This window comes from Streptomyces sp. NPDC020490 (assembly GCF_044335305.1).
GTDB lineage: Bacteria > Actinomycetota > Actinomycetes > Streptomycetales > Streptomycetaceae > Streptomyces.
Genome location: NZ_JBIRUY010000041.1, coordinates 75,078 through 91,005 on the forward strand (window position 1 = coordinate 75,078; position 15,928 = coordinate 91,005).

Sequence of the window (15,928 nt, forward strand, 5' to 3'; positions counted from 1 at the left end):
GAGCCGGCCAACATATTTTGAACACCGTGCCACAGAAGACAGTTCGCCCCACCAAACGCATCCTCATACGCTCGGGCAAGAGCCCGTACGACGTCGTGTCGGTCGAGGAGGCCCTGCACCGCGACGTGATCGCCACCAACGCCGGCAACCTGATCTTCAGTGACGCGGCTCACAAGATCCTCCAAGCGCCGGGGACCGAGGTCGTCTCGAACGGCATACAGGCCCACGCGGCCGCGGCGGGCCGGATCAACGAGGAGTACGACGTCTTCGTGGTGCCCCTCGCCAACGCCTTCCGGCCGTCGTTCGAGGCCGGGCTGCAGCGGCTCACCCGGCTGATCAGCCGGCTGCGGATCCCGGTGGTGGTGCTGGGCATCGGGGCGCAGGCCGGGCTGAACTACAACGCGGCGCGGCTGAAGCCGATGGAGCAGACCGTGCGGGCGTTCGTCTCGGCGGTGCTCGACCGCAGCGCCTCGATCGGGGTGCGCGGCGAGTTCACCGAGAAGTACCTCAAGGACCTGGGCTACCGGGACGTCGAGGTCATCGGCTGCCCTTCGCTGTTCCTGCACGGCAAGGAACTCGCCGTGCACAAGCGGGTGGCGGAGCTGACCGCCGGCTCCCGCATCGCGGTCAACGGCTCGCACAACGCGGTGCAGAAGCAGGGGCTGGACAAGGTCATCGCGCGTGCCCACGCCCGCTATCCGCACCTGCGCTTCATCGGGCAGAACCTCAGCGACGCGCGGCAGCTGCACTGGCGGGACCTGTCCGACCCGAACGCCGCGGTGACGGCGATGCCGACCCACCCGGACCACCCGATGTACCGGGAGGACAAGGTCCGCGTCTACGTCGACCCGGTCACCTGGATCGAGGACCTGCGCGGCTTCGACTTCTCCTTCGGCTCCCGCATCCACGGCAACATCGCCGCGCTGCTCGCGGGCACGCCGGCGACCGTGCTGTGCGGCGACTCGCGGACGCTGGAGCTGTGCCGCTACTTCGACATCCCGCACCACCGGATGGACCGGCTGCCCGACGACGTCGACCCCGCCAGGCTCTACGCGGAGGCCGACTTCACCGCGCTGACCGGCGGCCACCTGGAGCGCTTCGAGCGGTTCACGGCGTTCCTGGAGCGCAACGGCCTGGAGAACACCTTCACCCACGGCGACGGCGGCGCCGCCTTCGAGGCCCGCATGCGCTCCCTCAGCTTCCCGCCCGGCATCCGGCCGTGGAACGAGACCGACGTCACCTCGCTCGCCTCGCGGTTCGGCTGGCTGCACCGCCAGGTCGCCGAACTGTCCGCGGAGAACGACCGGTTGAAGCGCGAGCTGCAGCGCGGTGAGAGCAGCCGGCCGGCCGCGGCGGCGGGCACGACGTCCGTGTACCGCAAGGCCCGGCGGGTGGTCGGCCGCCCCCTCCGCCGCGCCCTGCAGTCCGGTCGCCAGTAGGCGTTAGGCCGCCGCTGCCGTCCCGCCGGGGGCCGTGAGCACCCGGCGGGCCTTCCGCACGGCCCTGCGCAGCACGGAGTCGGCGGCGCCCTCCCGGTAGCCCGGGAAGGCGCGGGCCTCGCGGGGGGCGGCGAGGTAGACGGAGTCCGGGACGCCCGCGCGCTCGTCGCGGAAGTGCGGGTAGACGAGGTAGAGGCGGCGGCCCTTCTTCTCCAGCAGGGCCGGAGCCTGCTTCTTGGCCTTGACGAACCGCACGACCTCCGTGAGGAGTTCGGGGCGTTGCTCGGCCACCAGGTGCAGCCTGAGCCGCTCTTCGACCTTGAGGCGGCGGGCGACGCCCTCGGTCCAGTACTTCTCCGTCAGCGGCCGTGCCAGCTCGAACTTGTGCCGTCGTACCTCCTCGCTGTCCTTGAGGTACTTGGGGCCGAACTGCGGCAGCAGGGTGACCAGGAAGGGCCGGATCATGAGCGCGTCGCGCCGCTCGCCGGCCGGGACGTGCTCGGCTATCAGGTTCATCAGGGCGCGGGCGGAGTCGAAGCGCAGGGTGTAACTCCCGCTCTTGGTCACGTGCTTGCCGTCCGCGCGGCCCACCAGGTAGTAGCAGGTGTGGTCGGCGACCACCGAGACGCCGTTCGCCCGCAGGTAGGCCTCCATCGTGAACAGCGCGTCCTCGCCGGTCCACAGGGACTCGTCGAAGCGCATGCCGTGCCGCTCCAGGAAGGAGCGCCGGAACAGCTTCTGCGCGCTGAGCGTGAACTTGATGTTGGAGGAGAAGACGTCCGTACGGTCCAGGGTCTTGCCCCACATCGACTGCGGCGGCTTGCGGTTGATCCCCTCTACCCGGCCGAGCACCACGTCGGTGCCGTTGCGGTCGGCCATCGCCACCATGCGCTCCAGCGCCTCGGCGCCGAGCCGGTCGTCGGCGTCGAGGAAGAAGACGTAGCGCCCCGCGGCCTTCCCCAGGCCGACGTTGCGCGGGCCGCTGGGCCCGCCGGAGTTGTCCTGCCGGATCACCGTCACCGGCATGGGCACGCGGGCGGCGAACTCCTCGAGGTACTCCCCCGTGTCGTCCGTCGAGCCGTCGTCGACCGCGATGACCTCCATGCGTGCCGGGTCGATGGTCTGCGACTCGACGGAGGCCAGGCAGTCGATCAGATAAGGCATCGCCTCGTACGCCCCGATGATCACGCTGACATCAGGCTGCGCGACGCTCACGGTTCCCCCTTGGTCAAAGGTGTATTTCCCCCGTATCGGCATAATCGCAACTTGTTAGACGGGGAACCGCCCGAGGAGGTTGCCTTGCGACTCAAAATGAGTGACGCACGTCACATGACGCGCGGACTTGACGCACGGCCCGTGACGGCCGACCAGACCGGACACCCTGACAGTACGCACGGCGGGTGAGAGCCGCTCAGCGAGCGGTACGAGGAAGCGGTAAGAGACGGGAAAGGGCCCGGACCCCGAGGATCGCTCCTCGGGGCCCGGGCCCCTGGTGTCCGGCGGGGCGCGGTCAGCGCCTGGTCGCGCCGTCCGTGTCGCCGTTCGCCGGCACCGGCTGCTGCGCGGACAGCGCGTCCGACAGCTCGTCGGCCCCGGCGGCGCCGGCCGCGGCCCGCGTCTCCTGGCCGAGGTTGCGGGTCTCGGCCTTCAGCGCCAGGTCGGCCACCGCGGTGTTGAACTGCGCGATGGACGCCGGCTCGTCGGGGCCGAGGAGGTACTGCTTGAGCTCCTTGCGGTCCTCGGCCAGCGGGTCGGCGGCCGGGTCGCGGACCGCGCCCAGCAGCTCGCCCAGTTCGGCGGCGCTGTTGGACAGGATCACCGCGGCGCGCACGGCCGTGTTCTGCCGCTTGAACTCCTCGTCGCCCAGCCCGGCGGAGTCCGTGACCGCGTACGGCTTGCCGCTGGCGATGAAGTCGGAGACCACGCTGGAGATGTCGGAGACCATCGCGTCGGAGACGTTGAAGCAGTCGTACAGGCGCGGCTCGGCGCCCGTGATGACCCGGTGCTCCCAGGCGGGGAAGGAGCGCCAGTAGGCGTCGTTCCACTGGTCCCGCAGCCGGGCGATCTCCTCGTGCTTCCGCGGGTCGGCCACGCCGTCGCGGCTGGCCTCGGCCTCGTCGCCCCGGTCGCCGGCGGCACCGGACAGCTCGGCCAGCCGGGCCTCGACGCGGGCCAGCTCGGCCTTGGCGCGGTCCTGCGCGGCGGCGTCGGCGGTGAAGCGGGAGTCGGCGGCGCGCCCGGCGGCGGCCTTCTCGACCAGGGCGGTGATGCGCTGGTGGGCGGCCTTGGCGTCGGCGCTGCGGGTGCCGGTGAAGGGGTGCGGCTTGTACAGGACGCGGACCGGCGGGTCGGCCTTGACGAGCTTCTTCACGATGTTCTCGCCGGCCAGCAGGATCGAGGTGTTGCCCGGGTTGTCGTCCCAGCCCTCCCAGGTGGGCGCGTACAGCACGGTCGGGCAGCGTCCGTCGGCGGCTTCGCCGCGGGGGTCCTCGGAAGCGCCCCGCCAGGTCTGGATCGGCGCCAGCTGCGGACGGCCGACCTCGACGATGTCCTCGTCGCGGACGCCGACGTCCGCTATGGCGTAGCGGTCGCGGCCCGCGCGGCCGGCGGTCCACACCTCGTCGTACACCTTGCTGAAGGGGTTCACGCTGGCGAGCTTGTCGCTGTCGCCGTGGCCGATGAAGACGTGCTTCATGGTGGGCACGCGCAGCAGGTGGATGTTCTTGCCGACGTTCGCCGCGTACAGCGCGACCCGCACGGTGGACAGGTCCATGTTCATCAGGTGCACACCGCCGGGCACGCAGATGACGGGGACCGTGGTGGGCGCGAGGTTCGCCAGGATGACGCGCTCGCGCAGGATGACCAGCGGCCGGGAGTCGAGCTGCTCCATCGTCTCCAGCCACATGTTGACCTGGTAGGCGGAGTCACGGGAGCCGGAGAAGTACAGCACCGTCTCGGGCTGGTACTCGCGCAGCCAGTCGTCGACGGCGGCCAGCACCTTCTCCGCGGTCGGCGGGATCTTCCGGCCGCGGACGTACGGCATCAGCGCGAGGACGTACCCGCAGCCCAGCACGAGGGTGACGCCGATCCCGGTGAAGGCGGCCACGGGCGAGTCCATGGCCGCCGAGACCAGCACGCCCACCACGGCGGCGAGGTCGAGGTGGAGCATCTTCTCGGCCGAACGGTTGAGCAGGCGGCGCGGCGGGGCGTCCGGGATGCGGATGCGGGAGGCCAGATCGACGTTGCGGGTGGCGACCGGCATCCGGCGGCGGTTGCGGATCAGGGTGACCAGGGCGCCGTGCGGGGCCTGCAGTCCGTAGAAGGCGATGAAGCCGGCGATCGCCCCGTAGAAGACCAGGTTGTCCGACAGGGACATCCGGGCGAGCAGCAGGACCAGCAGCAGCTGCCGGATCAGGAAGCGGATCGACAGGCCGGCGCGGACCTTGCTGAGCCGGTTGATGAGGTAGCTGCCCTTGCGGTGCAGATAGTGGTCCGCCAGGTACGTCACGGCGGCCGCTGCCGCGAAGGCGTAGACGCTCGGGAGGAGCGCGGCCAGCATGAGTGCCGGGTAGCCCAGCATCATGAGGACCGCCGCGGCCAGTTCGGCCGCACTGCCCACCCGGGCGACGCGAATAGCGGTGGATATCACGGAGAACCTGCTCTGGGAGGGGGGAGTGCCGGTTTGTTCTAAGATGCGCAGGATTTGCGGGTAATGCATCTGGTACGGACTCAGGCCCCTGTGAACGCCCGCTTAACGAGCAATCTCAGAGGCCTGAATTACCGAAGTCCAATTGCGCCGATTATTACACGCCGTCCTGACGGTCCAGCACCGAGGCCAGTGCCTGCTCGAATCCGGTGGCCTTCGCCGCTCCCGCCGTCGGGTCCTGCTGGCGGACGTCGATCACGTGCCCGGTCAGTTCCGAGAGCAGCACGTCGAGCGAGGTGCGCGCCACGGCCTCGGAGGACAGCAGGCTGCCCGCGGGCTCCTGGCCGAAGGCCTTGGTGCGCATCGGCGTCGCGGTGCGCTCGGGGTTGATGCAGTTGACCCGGATGGCCTCGCCCGCCCACTCGTCGGACAGCGCCTGGGTGAGGTTCACCATCGCGGCCTTGGTCGAGGAGTAGAGGCTGTACTCGGCGCGGCCCCGGGTGTAGCTGCTGGAGGTGTAGAGCAGCAGCTGGCCCTTGGTCTCGACGAGGTACTTGTAGGCCGAACGGGCGATCTGCACCGGGGCCAGGTAGTTGACCTTCAGCGCCTCCTCGATGGTGGCGTTGTCCGTCTCGGCCAGCTTGCCTATGCGCAGCACGCCCGCGGTGTTGACGACGTAGTCGATGCGCCCGGTCTCCGCGTACGCCTTGGACAGCGCGTCGTCGACCTCCTCCGGGTTCTCCACGTGCGTGCCCGTGGTGGAACGGCCGAGCGCGTACACCGTGGCGCCGTAGGACTCGGCGAGTTCGGCGATGTCCTTGCCGATGCCGTAGGAGCCGCCGAAGATGACGATCGTCCTGCCGGTCAGCAGCTCGCGGTAGGCCTCCTCGCCGTTCTGCTCGGGGGCGGCCGTGGAGGCGAGCTGGAAGAGCTTGTCGGCGATGAAGACGTCGACCGGCTGAGTGACCTTCATGTTGTACTCGTCGCCGGCGACGACGTGGATCGGCACGTCGGGCAGGTACTTGAGCACGACGGAGCAGTCGTCCGTGGCCTGGAAGTTGGGGTCACCGGCGGCGACCTGGTAGGCGCGGCGGATCGTGGACAGCTTGAAGGCCTGCGGGGTCTGGCCGCGACGCAGCCGGGAGCGGTCCGGGATCTCGGTGATGAACTCGCCGTCCTCGCCGTGCGTGCGGGTCACGATGATGGTGTCCGCGGACGGGATGGCGACGTCGACGGCCTGGTAGCGCTCCAGGGCGGCGACGCAGTCGTCGATCACACGCTGCGACAGCAGGGGGCGTACGGCGTCGTGGAACAGGACGTTGAGGTCCTCGCCCTCGGCCAGGCCCTCGCCGAGTGCCTCGATGGCGCGCTCGGTGGTCTCGTTCCGCGTGGAGCCGCCCTCGATGATCTTCTTGACCTTCGTGAACCCGGCCTTGGCGACGATTTTTTCGATGTCGGGGACGTAGCCCGGCGCCATCAGCACGATGACGTCGTCGATCGAGTCGGCCTTCTCGAAGGTGGTCAGGGTGTGCTCGATGACAGCCTTGCCGGCGATCTTCAGCAGCTGCTTGGGGATCGACAGACCCACGCGCTGGCCGGTGCCACCGGCCAGGATCACTGCGGTGGTACGGGGCTTGGCTATGTGCTGGGACACAGGAGACCTACCTTGGGGCGACAGGGAACGGGGAAATGGTCCCACTTGCGGTTACCGCAGTGCAAGGTGAGCGCCGTTCGCCGCATATGTGCGCGCCATCTGTCATTCATCTTGCACCGCCGGTGACGGACGAGTCCGTTCGTGGCGCCGGTGGAATTGCGGTGAGTGACTTCACAGGGAGTTCACTTGGCCGGGTGACGCCCGAACGGCTCAACGGCGCCGCAGCCGCTTGAGGCAACGGTGGCCGAGCACCTTCACGAGTTCCTTGGAAGGCGTCTGATGAACCGTACGCGCCTTGGCCGGGTCGGTGTGCCGCACGGGTGCCGCGGCGGCCGCGGCGAGCGCGCCGTACAGTGCCTGGGCGGCCACCTCGGGGGCGATCCGCGGCTCGCCGGTCGCCTCCCGGACCTGGGGTCCCGGCACGGCCGACAGCAGCGCGAGGTCGCCGATGACGCGCACGCCCGTGCCGCCGATCCGCTCGGCCATCCCGGCGCCGATCGCGGCGGCGACCTCCAGGGCCCAGACCGGGGTGGTGATCTTCACGTCCTCGGGCGACGGACTGCACGCGTTCTTCATATGCATCACCGCGCCGTTGCGCACGAGCCGCGAATACAGCTCGGCCGGCAGCTCATTGCCGCGGAATTCCTTGTTAAGATTCCGCAGCATTTCGGTCTCGGCGAGGGTAAGGGAACGGTTGGCCGTGTCCGGGACCGCTTGCAGGAGATTCTCCGGGAGGCCGAGGAGCGCCTCGAAGGTGCGCAGCAGCCCGCCCTTGTCGCGGTCGTCCACCACGACGACGGTGACCCTCTCGGGACCGGCCACCCGCACCCAGCGCTCGATCAGCCGGTCGTGCCGGTGCCGCCGCCAGAAGCTGGGGTTGGGCTGTTCGTACGGCGCCTTCCTGAGCATGTGCTCGAGCCAGTTCCCGTAGTCCATGCGCAGGCCGTTCTGCACGTACTGCTGCCACTGCGAGGGCATGATCTTCGCCAGCGGGCGCAGCGTCACCAGGACGTGCACGCGGTCACCGCCGAGCTGCTCGACGATCCGCGCGGCGGTCGCGTCGTCCTCGGCGTCGGCGAAGAACTCGCTGCTGACGACGGAGGTGCGCCCGCCGGTCGCGTTCACCTGCTCGAGGAGTTTGCGCCAGTGCCGGTCGGTGGGCACCGGGTCGCCCAGCATGGCGGGCCGGGCGCAGGCGGCCAGCGCGGCTTCCATCGGGTGCCTGGTGTGCGCCGGGAACACGACGCCGTGCGCGGGCAGCCGGTCCCTGGCGGCGAACAGCGCGCCCTGGATCGAGGTGGTCCCGGTCTTGTGCGGGCCGATGTGCAGCAGCCGGGTGCCGGCGGGCAGCGGGGCGATGCCGTTCACCCGGGCGTCGTCTCTCGTACAGTCCGTCTCCATGGTCAGAGGATGGTAAGAGCGCTTCCTGAGACCTGGCTGAGGCTTCCTGAGACCTGACTGAGAGAGACCTGACTGAGAGAGGCCTGACTGAGAGAGGCCTGACTGAGAGAGACCTGGCTGAGAGACGCCTGGCTGAGAGAGGGTCTGGCTGAGAGAGGGTCTGGCTGAGAGAGGGTCTGGCTGAGAGAGGGTCTGGCTGAGAGAGGGCCTGGCTGAGAGAGGGCCTGGCTGAGAGAGGGCCTGGCACGCGGATGAGTCCCAGGCCCTGTCCTCACACGGACTTCTCACGCCGAGGGCGTCACGCCGGTACGACCCCGGGGCGGCCGGACTCGACCCGCAGCCGCGCCAGGGTGCTCGGCGTCGCCTGCGGGCGGACCACCGTGTCGACCACCCGGACCTGTGCGTCGATGCCGTCTTGGCGGATGTCGAAGAGGTGGTAGCCGCGGTGGGCGTCGATCAGCTTCCAGTGCGGGTTGTCCGGCATCCGCGGATCCCACGTGGCGTGGAAGGCGGCCTGGTCCTGGTCGCCGTTGCTGGAGATGGAGGTGCCGACGAACTCGGCGCCGACGACGTCGGATTCCGGGTCGGCGAAGTCCTCCTTCAGATCGCTGATCATCGTCAGGTGCCGGTCGCCGCTGAGCACCACCGGGTTGCGGACGTCCGCGAACTCCCGCATCAGCGCGTTGCGTTCGGCCTGGTAGCCGTCCCAGGCGTCGTAGTACCAGAGCTTGCCCTCGCCGACCTGCAGGTCGGTCTCGGCCATCATGATCTGCGAGGCGATCAGGTTCCAGCGGGCCGGTGAGCCGTGCAGCCCGTCCAGCAGCCACTGCTTCTGCGCGGCGCCCAGCATGGTCGCCGACGGGTCCTCGGCGCCGGCCTGGCTCGTGGCCTGGTCGCTGCGGAACTGCCGGGTGTCCAGCACGTTGAGCCGGGCGAGGCGGCCGAACTCCAGGCGGCGGTACATCTGGATGTGCGGGCCGTCCGGGATCGCGGTGGCGCGGACCGGCATGTGCTCGTAGTACGCCTGGTAGGCCGCCGCCAGCCGGGCGACGAACGCGTCGTGCGACTGCTTGCCGGGGTCCTGCGGGATCTCGCCGGCGAAGTCGTTGTCGACCTCGTGGTCGTCGAAGGTGACCACCCAGGGGGCGTTCGCGTGCATCGCGGCGAGGTCGGGGTCGCTGCGGTACTGCGCGTAACGGTTGCGGTACTGCGTCAGGGTGTACGGCTCCCCGGTCCCCTCGTGCCGTCGTACGCCCGTCGACGACGGCGTCGACTCGTAGATGTAGTCGCCGACGAACAGGACGACGTCGGGGTCCTGGGCGAGCATGTCGGCGTACGGCGTGAAGTAGCCGTGCTGCCAGTTCTGGCAGGAGGCCAGCGCGACGCGCAGGGAGCCGCCCCGGCTGTGCGGGTGGGGGGCCGTGCGGGTGCGGCCGACCGGGGAGAGCACGCCGCCGGCGCGGAAGCGGTACCAGTACGCGCGGGCCGGGCGCAGACCCCGTACGTCGACGTGGACGCTGTGCCCGTACTCGGGCCGGGCCTGGGCGACGCCCCGGCGCACGGGCTTGCGGAACCGCTCGTCCTCGGCGATCTCCCACTCGACGGGCACGACGTCGTCGGGCATGCCGCCGCCATTGAGCGGGTCGGGCGCGAGCCGGGTCCACAGCACGACGCCGTCGGGCAGCGGGTCGCCGGAGGCGACGCCGAGGGCGAACACGCCGTCGGGCAGGGTGGCCGCGGCGGCCCGGGCGGTGCCGGGCAGCCACAGCTGGACGGAGGCGGCGGCGCCGAGGACGGCGGCACCGGCGGTCAGAAAGCGGCGTCGGTCGGGTGTGCTGATGCCGGTCATCGGCGAACTCCCATGCCTCGCTGGCCTCTTGGACACGTGGAAGCTCACGCGTCGGGGCGGTCCAACCGTTGAACACAGAAGCTCGCGTGCATGACGAATCGGCAGACAGCAGAAGACCCGTTGCGACACGGGAACAACAACGATGAACGTCGTTCCTTCGCAACGGGTCTCACGGCACGTGGGACACGCGTGTGGGGGGCCTGTCGGCGGACCCGCCACACGCGTGTGGGGGCCGGTCGGCGGACCCGTCCGTCAGTCGCCCAGCGACCTGCCGAACTGGGCCCCGGTGCGGGGCAGTTGGACGGTGCCCGGGCCGAAGGAGAACGAGCCGCGCGCGGTGATGCCGGAGGAGGTCGGGGAGAAGACCCACACGGAGCCGTCGGAGGCGTTCTCGTTCGGGTCGCCGACGGCCAGGCCGTCCTTCCGGTCGCCGTTGCCGTCGACCAGGGCGGTCTCCGCGCCGAAGCGGTCCGCCTTCTCCGCGGTGCCGGGCACCCCGCCGGTGTTCTGGCTGAACGACCTGGCACCGGTGCCGGTGAGTCCGTTCGCGCCGCCCCGCAGCACGAGGACGCGGCCCGCGTCGGTGACGCCGTCGAGGTCCTCGCCCGGCAGGCCGGTGGCCACGTCGAGGTAGCCGTCGCCGTCGGTGTCGCCGATGGACAGGCCCGATCCCATGCCGTCGCCGCGCTCGCCCGCGCCCGGCACGCCCGGGGTGTCCTGGTTGATCCACACCGGCTCGCGCGTGCCGGAGACGCCGTCCGGGCCGCCGTAGACGATGGCCAGGGCGCCGCCCCTGGTGGGCATCTCGACGTCGCTGTCGTAGGCGTCGAAGGAGTGGCCGACGACGATGTCGCCGTAGCCGTCCTTGTTCAGGTCGCCGATCGCGACCTCCTCGCCGCCGACGGGGCGGCCCTGGGCGTCCTTGGGGAAGGCCGTGACGGTGAGGCCGTCGGGGCCGCCCGTGAGCAGGGCGATCCCGCGCGAGTCGGGCTCGTCGGGGCTGCTGGTGCGCACGGCGAGGTCGGCGATGCCGTCGCCGTTCACGTCACCCGCCGCGAGGGACCGGCCCTGCAGGGAGTGGCCGGGGTCGACGGTGAAGTACGTCGTCCGGGTACCGGGCTTGTCCCGGGTGAACGGTCCGTGCACCACGGCGCCGTCCGCCTGCGCGGTGTCCGGATGGATGCCGAGGCGCACCAGGTCGGGGTGGTGGTCGCCGTCCACGTCGGCGACCGTGAAGTCCCGCATCGCCATGGCGTCCGGCAGCCCGGACAGCACCGTCGGCCGGGCCGACAGCCCCTTGGGGCCGCCCCAGTTGACCTCGATGAAGGTGCCGTGGTCGCCGTCCATCGGGGTCCAGGACACGACCGAGAGCAGGTCGGCGTAACCGTCCTCGTCGAGGTCGGCGGTGCGCAGCCCGGAGCCGTACCCGGTCTCGGGCGACTCCGCGTTCTCCCGGGCCGCCCAGCTCAGCACCTGCCTGCGGGAGGGGGACAGCCCGCTCGCCGAGCCGTACAGCACCGTGATCGCGCCCGCCTTCGGCAGGGAGCCCAGCGCGGTTCCGGGCGCGCCGATCGCCAGGTCGGGGTAGCCGTCGCCGTTGAAGTCGTCGTGCAGGCGCTTGCCGCTGGGGCCGGTGGTGGTCGCCGCCTGGACGGCGGGGGCGGCGAGGACGCCGACGGCGAGCGCGAGACCGGCGCCGACGGCGAGCGCCAGCCGCCCACGGCGGGTGCGTGGGCGGCGGGAACGTGAGGTCATGGGGAACACGTGTCCTGGGGTCGTGAGCGGGGTCAGTCGGAGAACGCGGTGCCGAGCTGGGCGCCGGACGCGGTGGTGCCCAGCGTGCCCGCCCCGAAGACGAAGGAGCCCTTGGCCGTGGCGCCGGCGGAGGTCGCACGGAACACCCAGACGGCACCGGCGCGGGAGTCCTCCCAGGGCGCGCTGACGACCGGCTCGGTCCTGCCGTCGCCGTTCGCGTCGATGAGGTGGACGGCGGCGCCGAAGTGGTCGTCGGTCTCGGCCACGCCGGGCACGTCCGCGCTGTTCTGGTCGAACGCCTTGGTCCCGGCCCCGGTCGGCCCGGTCGGCCCGCCGGGGATGACGACGAAGGCGCCGGCGTTCTTCCGCCCGCCGAAGCTCTCGTACGGAACGCCCGCCAGGATGTCGCCGTACCCGTCGCCGTTCACGTCCCCGACCGAGACGTCCTCCCCGAACCCGTCCCCGAACTCCTTCACGCCCGGCACCCCGGGCGTGTCCTGGGTGATCACGCGGGGCGCGGTGTCGGCGAGGCCCTGCTTGCCGGCGCGCACGACGCGGACGGCGTTCCGGCCGTCGACGACGAGGTCGGCCCGGCCGTCGCCGGTCAGGTCGCCGAGCGCGACGCTGTCGGCCTTCGGGCCGTCCAGCTTCGTCAGGTGGACGGGGACGCCCAGTCCGTCGCGGCCGCCGCGCGCGTAGTAGACGTAGTTGCCGTAGGTGCCCTCGTCGTCCCAGCCGTCGGACGCGCGGGCCACCGTGACGATGTCGTCGGCGCCGTCGCCGTCCGTGTCGCCGACCGCCACCGTGACCACGATCTTCATCGGCTCGTCGTTGTCGGTGAAGGTCTGCCCTTCCTGCACGGCCGCGGGGACGCCGTCGCGGCCGAACGGGCCCCACATCACGCGGCCGCTGCGGGCCAGGTCCTGGTGCCCGTCGCCGTTGAAGTCGCCGGCGACGGTGAGCGGGGCCTGGTTGAGACCGGTGCCCTCGGCGGGCAGCACCTTGCCGGAGACGAACCCGGCGCGGCTGCCCCACAGTATGGTCCGGGACGCCGCCCGCTCGATGCCGTCCTGCTGCCAGCGCTCGTCGGCCGACTCGACCAGCAGGTCGGTGAAGCCGTCGCCGTCGAGGTCGGCCGCGCTCATCCGGAAGCCGAACATGTCGTTCTTCTCGGGCGTGCCGGGGATGCCGGGCGACGCCTGCGTGTAGACCTTCCGGGAGGCGGCGAGCAGGCCCTTCGGGCTGCCGTACAGCACGGCGACGTAACCGGCCTTGGTCTTGCCGCCGACGGTGGCGTAGGGGGCGGCCACGGCGAGGTCGGCGTAGCCGTCGCCGTTGAAGTCCTGCCGCGCCTCGCGCGTCGGCGCGGGCTGGGCGTGGGCGGCCGGTACGGCGGCGGTGACGGCGCTCGTGGCGAGCAGGGCGACCGCGATCGCCACGGCACGGCGGGCGGTGGCACGCCGGGCGGTGGGTACGGCGATGGACTGGGGCACGACGACAGACTCGGGCACGTCGACTCCGTTGGGCTGGAGGGCGGATGAGCTGAAAAGCTGTTGACCGCCCACTACGACTCACCGGATCCGGCGGAAGTTGCCCCGGAATGCGTCACGGATTCGCCCGGCGTTCACCCGCGGGCCGCGGGTGAACGCCGGCGCGCCCTCGATCAGAACGGCTCGAAGCCCTCGAACTCGCCGAACGACTCGTCCCGTTCCGCCTGCCGGTCCCGGCGCCGCTGTGCCGCGGGCCGGGGCGCCTCGAAGCGGTGGTCCTCGCCCCGGCGGCCCAGCATCTCCGCCCCGGCCGTCACGGACGGCTCCCAGTCGAAGACGACCGCGTTCTCCTCGGGCCCGATGGCGACGCCGTCCCCGGCGCGGGCGCCGGCCTTCATCAACTCGTCCTCCACGCCGAGCCGGTTGAGCCGGTCGGCGAGGTAGCCCACGGCCTCGTCGTTGTTGAAGTCGGTCTGCCGCACCCAGCGTTCGGGCTTCTCGCCGCGCACCCGGAACAGGCCGTCGTCCTCCCGCGTCACCGTGAAGCCGGCGTCGTCCACGGCCTTCGGCCGGATGACGATCCGCGTCGCCTCCTCCTTCGGCAGCGCGGCCCGCGCCTTGGCCACCGACTCGGCCAGCGCGAAGGACAGTTCCTTCAGCCCGAGGTGGGCGACGGCGGACACCTCGAAGACCCGGTACCCGCGGGCCTCCAGGTCCGGCCGCACCATCTCGGCGAGGTCCTTGCCGTCCGGCACGTCGATCTTGTTGAGGACGACGACCCGCGGCCGGTGGCCGAGGCCGCCGTACTCGCGCAGCTCCGCCTCGATGACGTCCAGGTCGGAGACGGGGTCGCGGTCGGACTCCAGCGTCGCGGTGTCCAGCACGTGCACGAGCACGCTGCACCGCTCCACGTGCCGCAGGAACTCCAGCCCCAGTCCCTTGCCCTGGCTGGCGCCCGGGATCAGTCCGGGCACGTCCGCGATGGTGTACACGGTCGAACCCGCCGTCACCACACCGAGGTTGGGCACCAGCGTGGTGAACGGGTAGTCGGCGATCTTCGGCTTGGCCGCGCTCAGCACCGAGATCAGCGAGGACTTGCCCGCGCTCGGGTAGCCGACGAGCGCCACGTCGGCGACCGTCTTCAGCTCCAGCACGATGTCCCGCAGGTCCCCCGGCTCGCCGAGCAGCGCGAAACCGGGCGCCTTGCGCCGCGCCGACGCCAGCGCCGCGTTGCCGAGCCCGCCGCGGCCGCCCTGCGCGGCGACGTAGGACGTGCCGTGCCCGACGAGGTCGGCGAGGACGTTGCCCGCCTTGTCGAGGACGACGGTGCCGTCCGGCACCGGCAGGACGAGGTCCTGGCCGTCCTTGCCGGACCGGTTGCCGCCCTCGCCGGGCTTGCCGTTGGTGGCCTTGCGGTGGGGCGAGTGGTGGTAGTCGAGGAGGGTGGTCACGGACTGGTCGACGGTGAGGATCACGTCGCCGCCCCGGCCGCCGTTGCCGCCGTCCGGGCCGCCGAGCGGCTTGAACTTCTCACGGTGGACGGAGGCACAGCCGTGACCTCCGTTACCCGCGGCGACGTGCAGCTCGACGCGGTCCACGAAGGTGGTCATGGTGGGGTGCCTCCAGCACTTTCCGTACGCGCGTCCCTGACGCGCGTTCCTGCTTGTCTACTGCCTAACACGCGAAAGGCGGACCCGCCTTCCCGACCGGGAAGTGAGGTCCGCCTCGCGAAATGTTCGGTCGAAGCCGTGAAGTCAGACGGAAGTCAGACGACTCAGGCGACCGGAACGATGTTCACGACCTTGCGGCCACGGTAGGTGCCGAACTCGACCGCACCCGCCTGCAGCGCGAACAGCGTGTCGTCGCCGCCACGGCCGACGCCGGAGCCCGGGTGGAAGTGCGTGCCGCGCTGACGGACCAGGATCTCGCCCGCGTTGACGACCTGACCGCCGAAGCGCTTCACGCCGAGGCGCTGAGCGTTGGAGTCACGACCGTTACGGGTGGACGATGCGCCCTTCTTGTGTGCCATCTCTCCTCAGTCCCTTACTTCGCAGCCGCGGGGATCTCAGTGACCTTGATCGCCGTGTACTGCTGGCGGTGGCCCTGACGACGGCGGTAGCCGGTCTTGTTCTTGTAGCGCAGAATGTCGATCTTCTGGCCCTTGTGGTGGTCCACGACCTCGGCCTGGACCTTGATGCCGGCCAGCACCCACGGGTCGCTGGTCACAGCGTCGCCGTCGACAACGAGCAGGGTCGAGAGCTCGACCGTGTCGCCAACCTTGGCGGTGGAAATCTTGTCAACCTCAACGATGTCGCCGACAGCAACCTTGTGCTGGCGACCACCGCTGCGCACGATGGCGTACACGCGGATCTCACTCTCTCGCTCGGGAACGGCACCCCCGCAGTCCAGCCGCCCGGCACACGGGCAGCCTCTCCGCAGCACCCGGTGCTCCGGAGGAAGAGGTTTACGGGGATGTGGCGCGCCCATGTCCACGGGACACGCCGACGGTCAAGGTTACGGGGCTCCGGCCGAAGGGGTCAAACCGGGCCGGGCCCCGCCGGGGTGGGGGGGGGGCCCCCGCCCCGCCCCCCCCCCCCCCGGGGCCCCCCGGGGGGGGGGGGCCGGGCCCGCCGTGGGGTTGGCCCGGCGCATGGCGGCGGGCCGCGTGGGGGGGATGGCCGGCGGGGGTGCGGG

General features: G+C 71.1%; 12 protein-coding genes. 1 reads left to right on the forward strand and 11 read right to left on the reverse strand.

Annotated features, from left to right (window positions below; all coding sequences use genetic code 11):
• Positions 1 to 26 precede the first annotated feature (26 nt).
• A complete protein-coding gene (locus ACH4ZX_RS33420; RefSeq protein ID WP_398281107.1) occupies positions 27 to 1,439 on the forward strand; it encodes a polysaccharide pyruvyl transferase family protein in 1,413 nt (470 codons plus the stop codon).
• A 3-nt stretch (positions 1,440 to 1,442) separates the two neighbouring features.
• On the opposite strand, the gene ACH4ZX_RS33425 is transcribed toward ACH4ZX_RS33420, so the two are convergent.
• From ACH4ZX_RS33425 to rplU, 11 genes are all read right to left on the reverse strand, one after another.
• Positions 1,443 to 2,654 (reverse strand): glycosyltransferase family 2 protein, encoded by a 1,212-nt coding sequence (locus ACH4ZX_RS33425; protein WP_398281110.1) that lies wholly within the window; start codon positions 2,652 to 2,654, stop codon positions 1,443 to 1,445.
• Positions 2,655 to 2,949: 295 nt separating this feature from the next.
• Positions 2,950 to 5,088, reverse strand: a complete 2,139-nt coding sequence (locus tag ACH4ZX_RS33430) for a hypothetical protein (RefSeq protein ID WP_398281113.1) — start codon at positions 5,086 to 5,088, stop codon at positions 2,950 to 2,952.
• Between the two features lie 154 nt (positions 5,089 to 5,242).
• A complete protein-coding gene (locus ACH4ZX_RS33435; protein WP_398281116.1) occupies positions 5,243 to 6,739 on the reverse strand; it encodes a D-ribitol-5-phosphate cytidylyltransferase in 1,497 nt (498 codons plus the stop codon).
• 210 nt (positions 6,740 to 6,949) lie between these two features.
• On the reverse strand, positions 6,950 to 8,140 hold the full coding sequence (locus ACH4ZX_RS33440) for a hypothetical protein (RefSeq protein WP_398281119.1): 1,191 nt from the start codon (positions 8,138 to 8,140) through the stop codon (positions 6,950 to 6,952).
• A gap of 2 nt (positions 8,141 to 8,142) precedes the next feature.
• Positions 8,143 to 8,415: a pentapeptide repeat-containing protein gene (locus ACH4ZX_RS33445; RefSeq protein WP_398281122.1), complete on the reverse strand. Its 273-nt coding sequence runs from the start codon at positions 8,413 to 8,415 to the stop codon at positions 8,143 to 8,145.
• A gap of 23 nt (positions 8,416 to 8,438) precedes the next feature.
• Complete coding sequence (locus ACH4ZX_RS33450) at positions 8,439 to 9,989, reverse strand: alkaline phosphatase D family protein (protein ID WP_398281125.1); 1,551 nt, start codon at positions 9,987 to 9,989, stop codon at positions 8,439 to 8,441.
• Positions 9,990 to 10,241: 252 nt separating this feature from the next.
• Positions 10,242 to 11,744 carry an FG-GAP-like repeat-containing protein gene (locus tag ACH4ZX_RS33455; protein WP_398281128.1) on the reverse strand — a complete coding sequence of 501 codons (1,503 nt, stop codon included), beginning with the start codon at positions 11,742 to 11,744 and terminating at the stop codon, positions 10,242 to 10,244.
• Between the two features lie 32 nt (positions 11,745 to 11,776).
• On the reverse strand, positions 11,777 to 13,255 hold the full coding sequence (locus ACH4ZX_RS33460; protein WP_398281131.1) for an FG-GAP repeat protein: 1,479 nt from the start codon (positions 13,253 to 13,255) through the stop codon (positions 11,777 to 11,779).
• Positions 13,256 to 13,407: 152 nt separating this feature from the next.
• Entirely contained in the window at positions 13,408 to 14,844 is a 1,437-nt protein-coding gene (gene obgE / locus ACH4ZX_RS33465) for a GTPase ObgE (protein WP_398281134.1), read from the reverse strand.
• Between the two features lie 164 nt (positions 14,845 to 15,008).
• Positions 15,009 to 15,263, reverse strand: a complete 255-nt coding sequence (gene rpmA / locus ACH4ZX_RS33470) for a 50S ribosomal protein L27 (RefSeq protein ID WP_324785643.1) — start codon at positions 15,261 to 15,263, stop codon at positions 15,009 to 15,011.
• Between the two features lie 14 nt (positions 15,264 to 15,277).
• A complete protein-coding gene (rplU, locus tag ACH4ZX_RS33475; RefSeq protein WP_004931419.1) occupies positions 15,278 to 15,598 on the reverse strand; it encodes a 50S ribosomal protein L21 in 321 nt (106 codons plus the stop codon).
• Positions 15,599 to 15,928: the final 330 nt, after the last annotated feature.

Coding starts and splice junctions, on each gene's coding strand:
- ACH4ZX_RS33440 (WP_398281119.1), bottom strand. CDS start 8,140: ATGGAGACGGACTGTACGAGAGACGACGCCCGGGTGAACGGCATCGCC.
- obgE (WP_398281134.1), bottom strand. CDS start 14,844: ATGACCACCTTCGTGGACCGCGTCGAGCTGCACGTCGCCGCGGGTAAC.
- ACH4ZX_RS33455 (WP_398281128.1), bottom strand. CDS start 11,744: ATGACCTCACGTTCCCGCCGCCCACGCACCCGCCGTGGGCGGCTGGCG.
- ACH4ZX_RS33450 (WP_398281125.1), bottom strand. CDS start 9,989: ATGACCGGCATCAGCACACCCGACCGACGCCGCTTTCTGACCGCCGGT.
- rpmA (WP_324785643.1), bottom strand. CDS start 15,263: ATGGCACACAAGAAGGGCGCATCGTCCACCCGTAACGGTCGTGACTCC.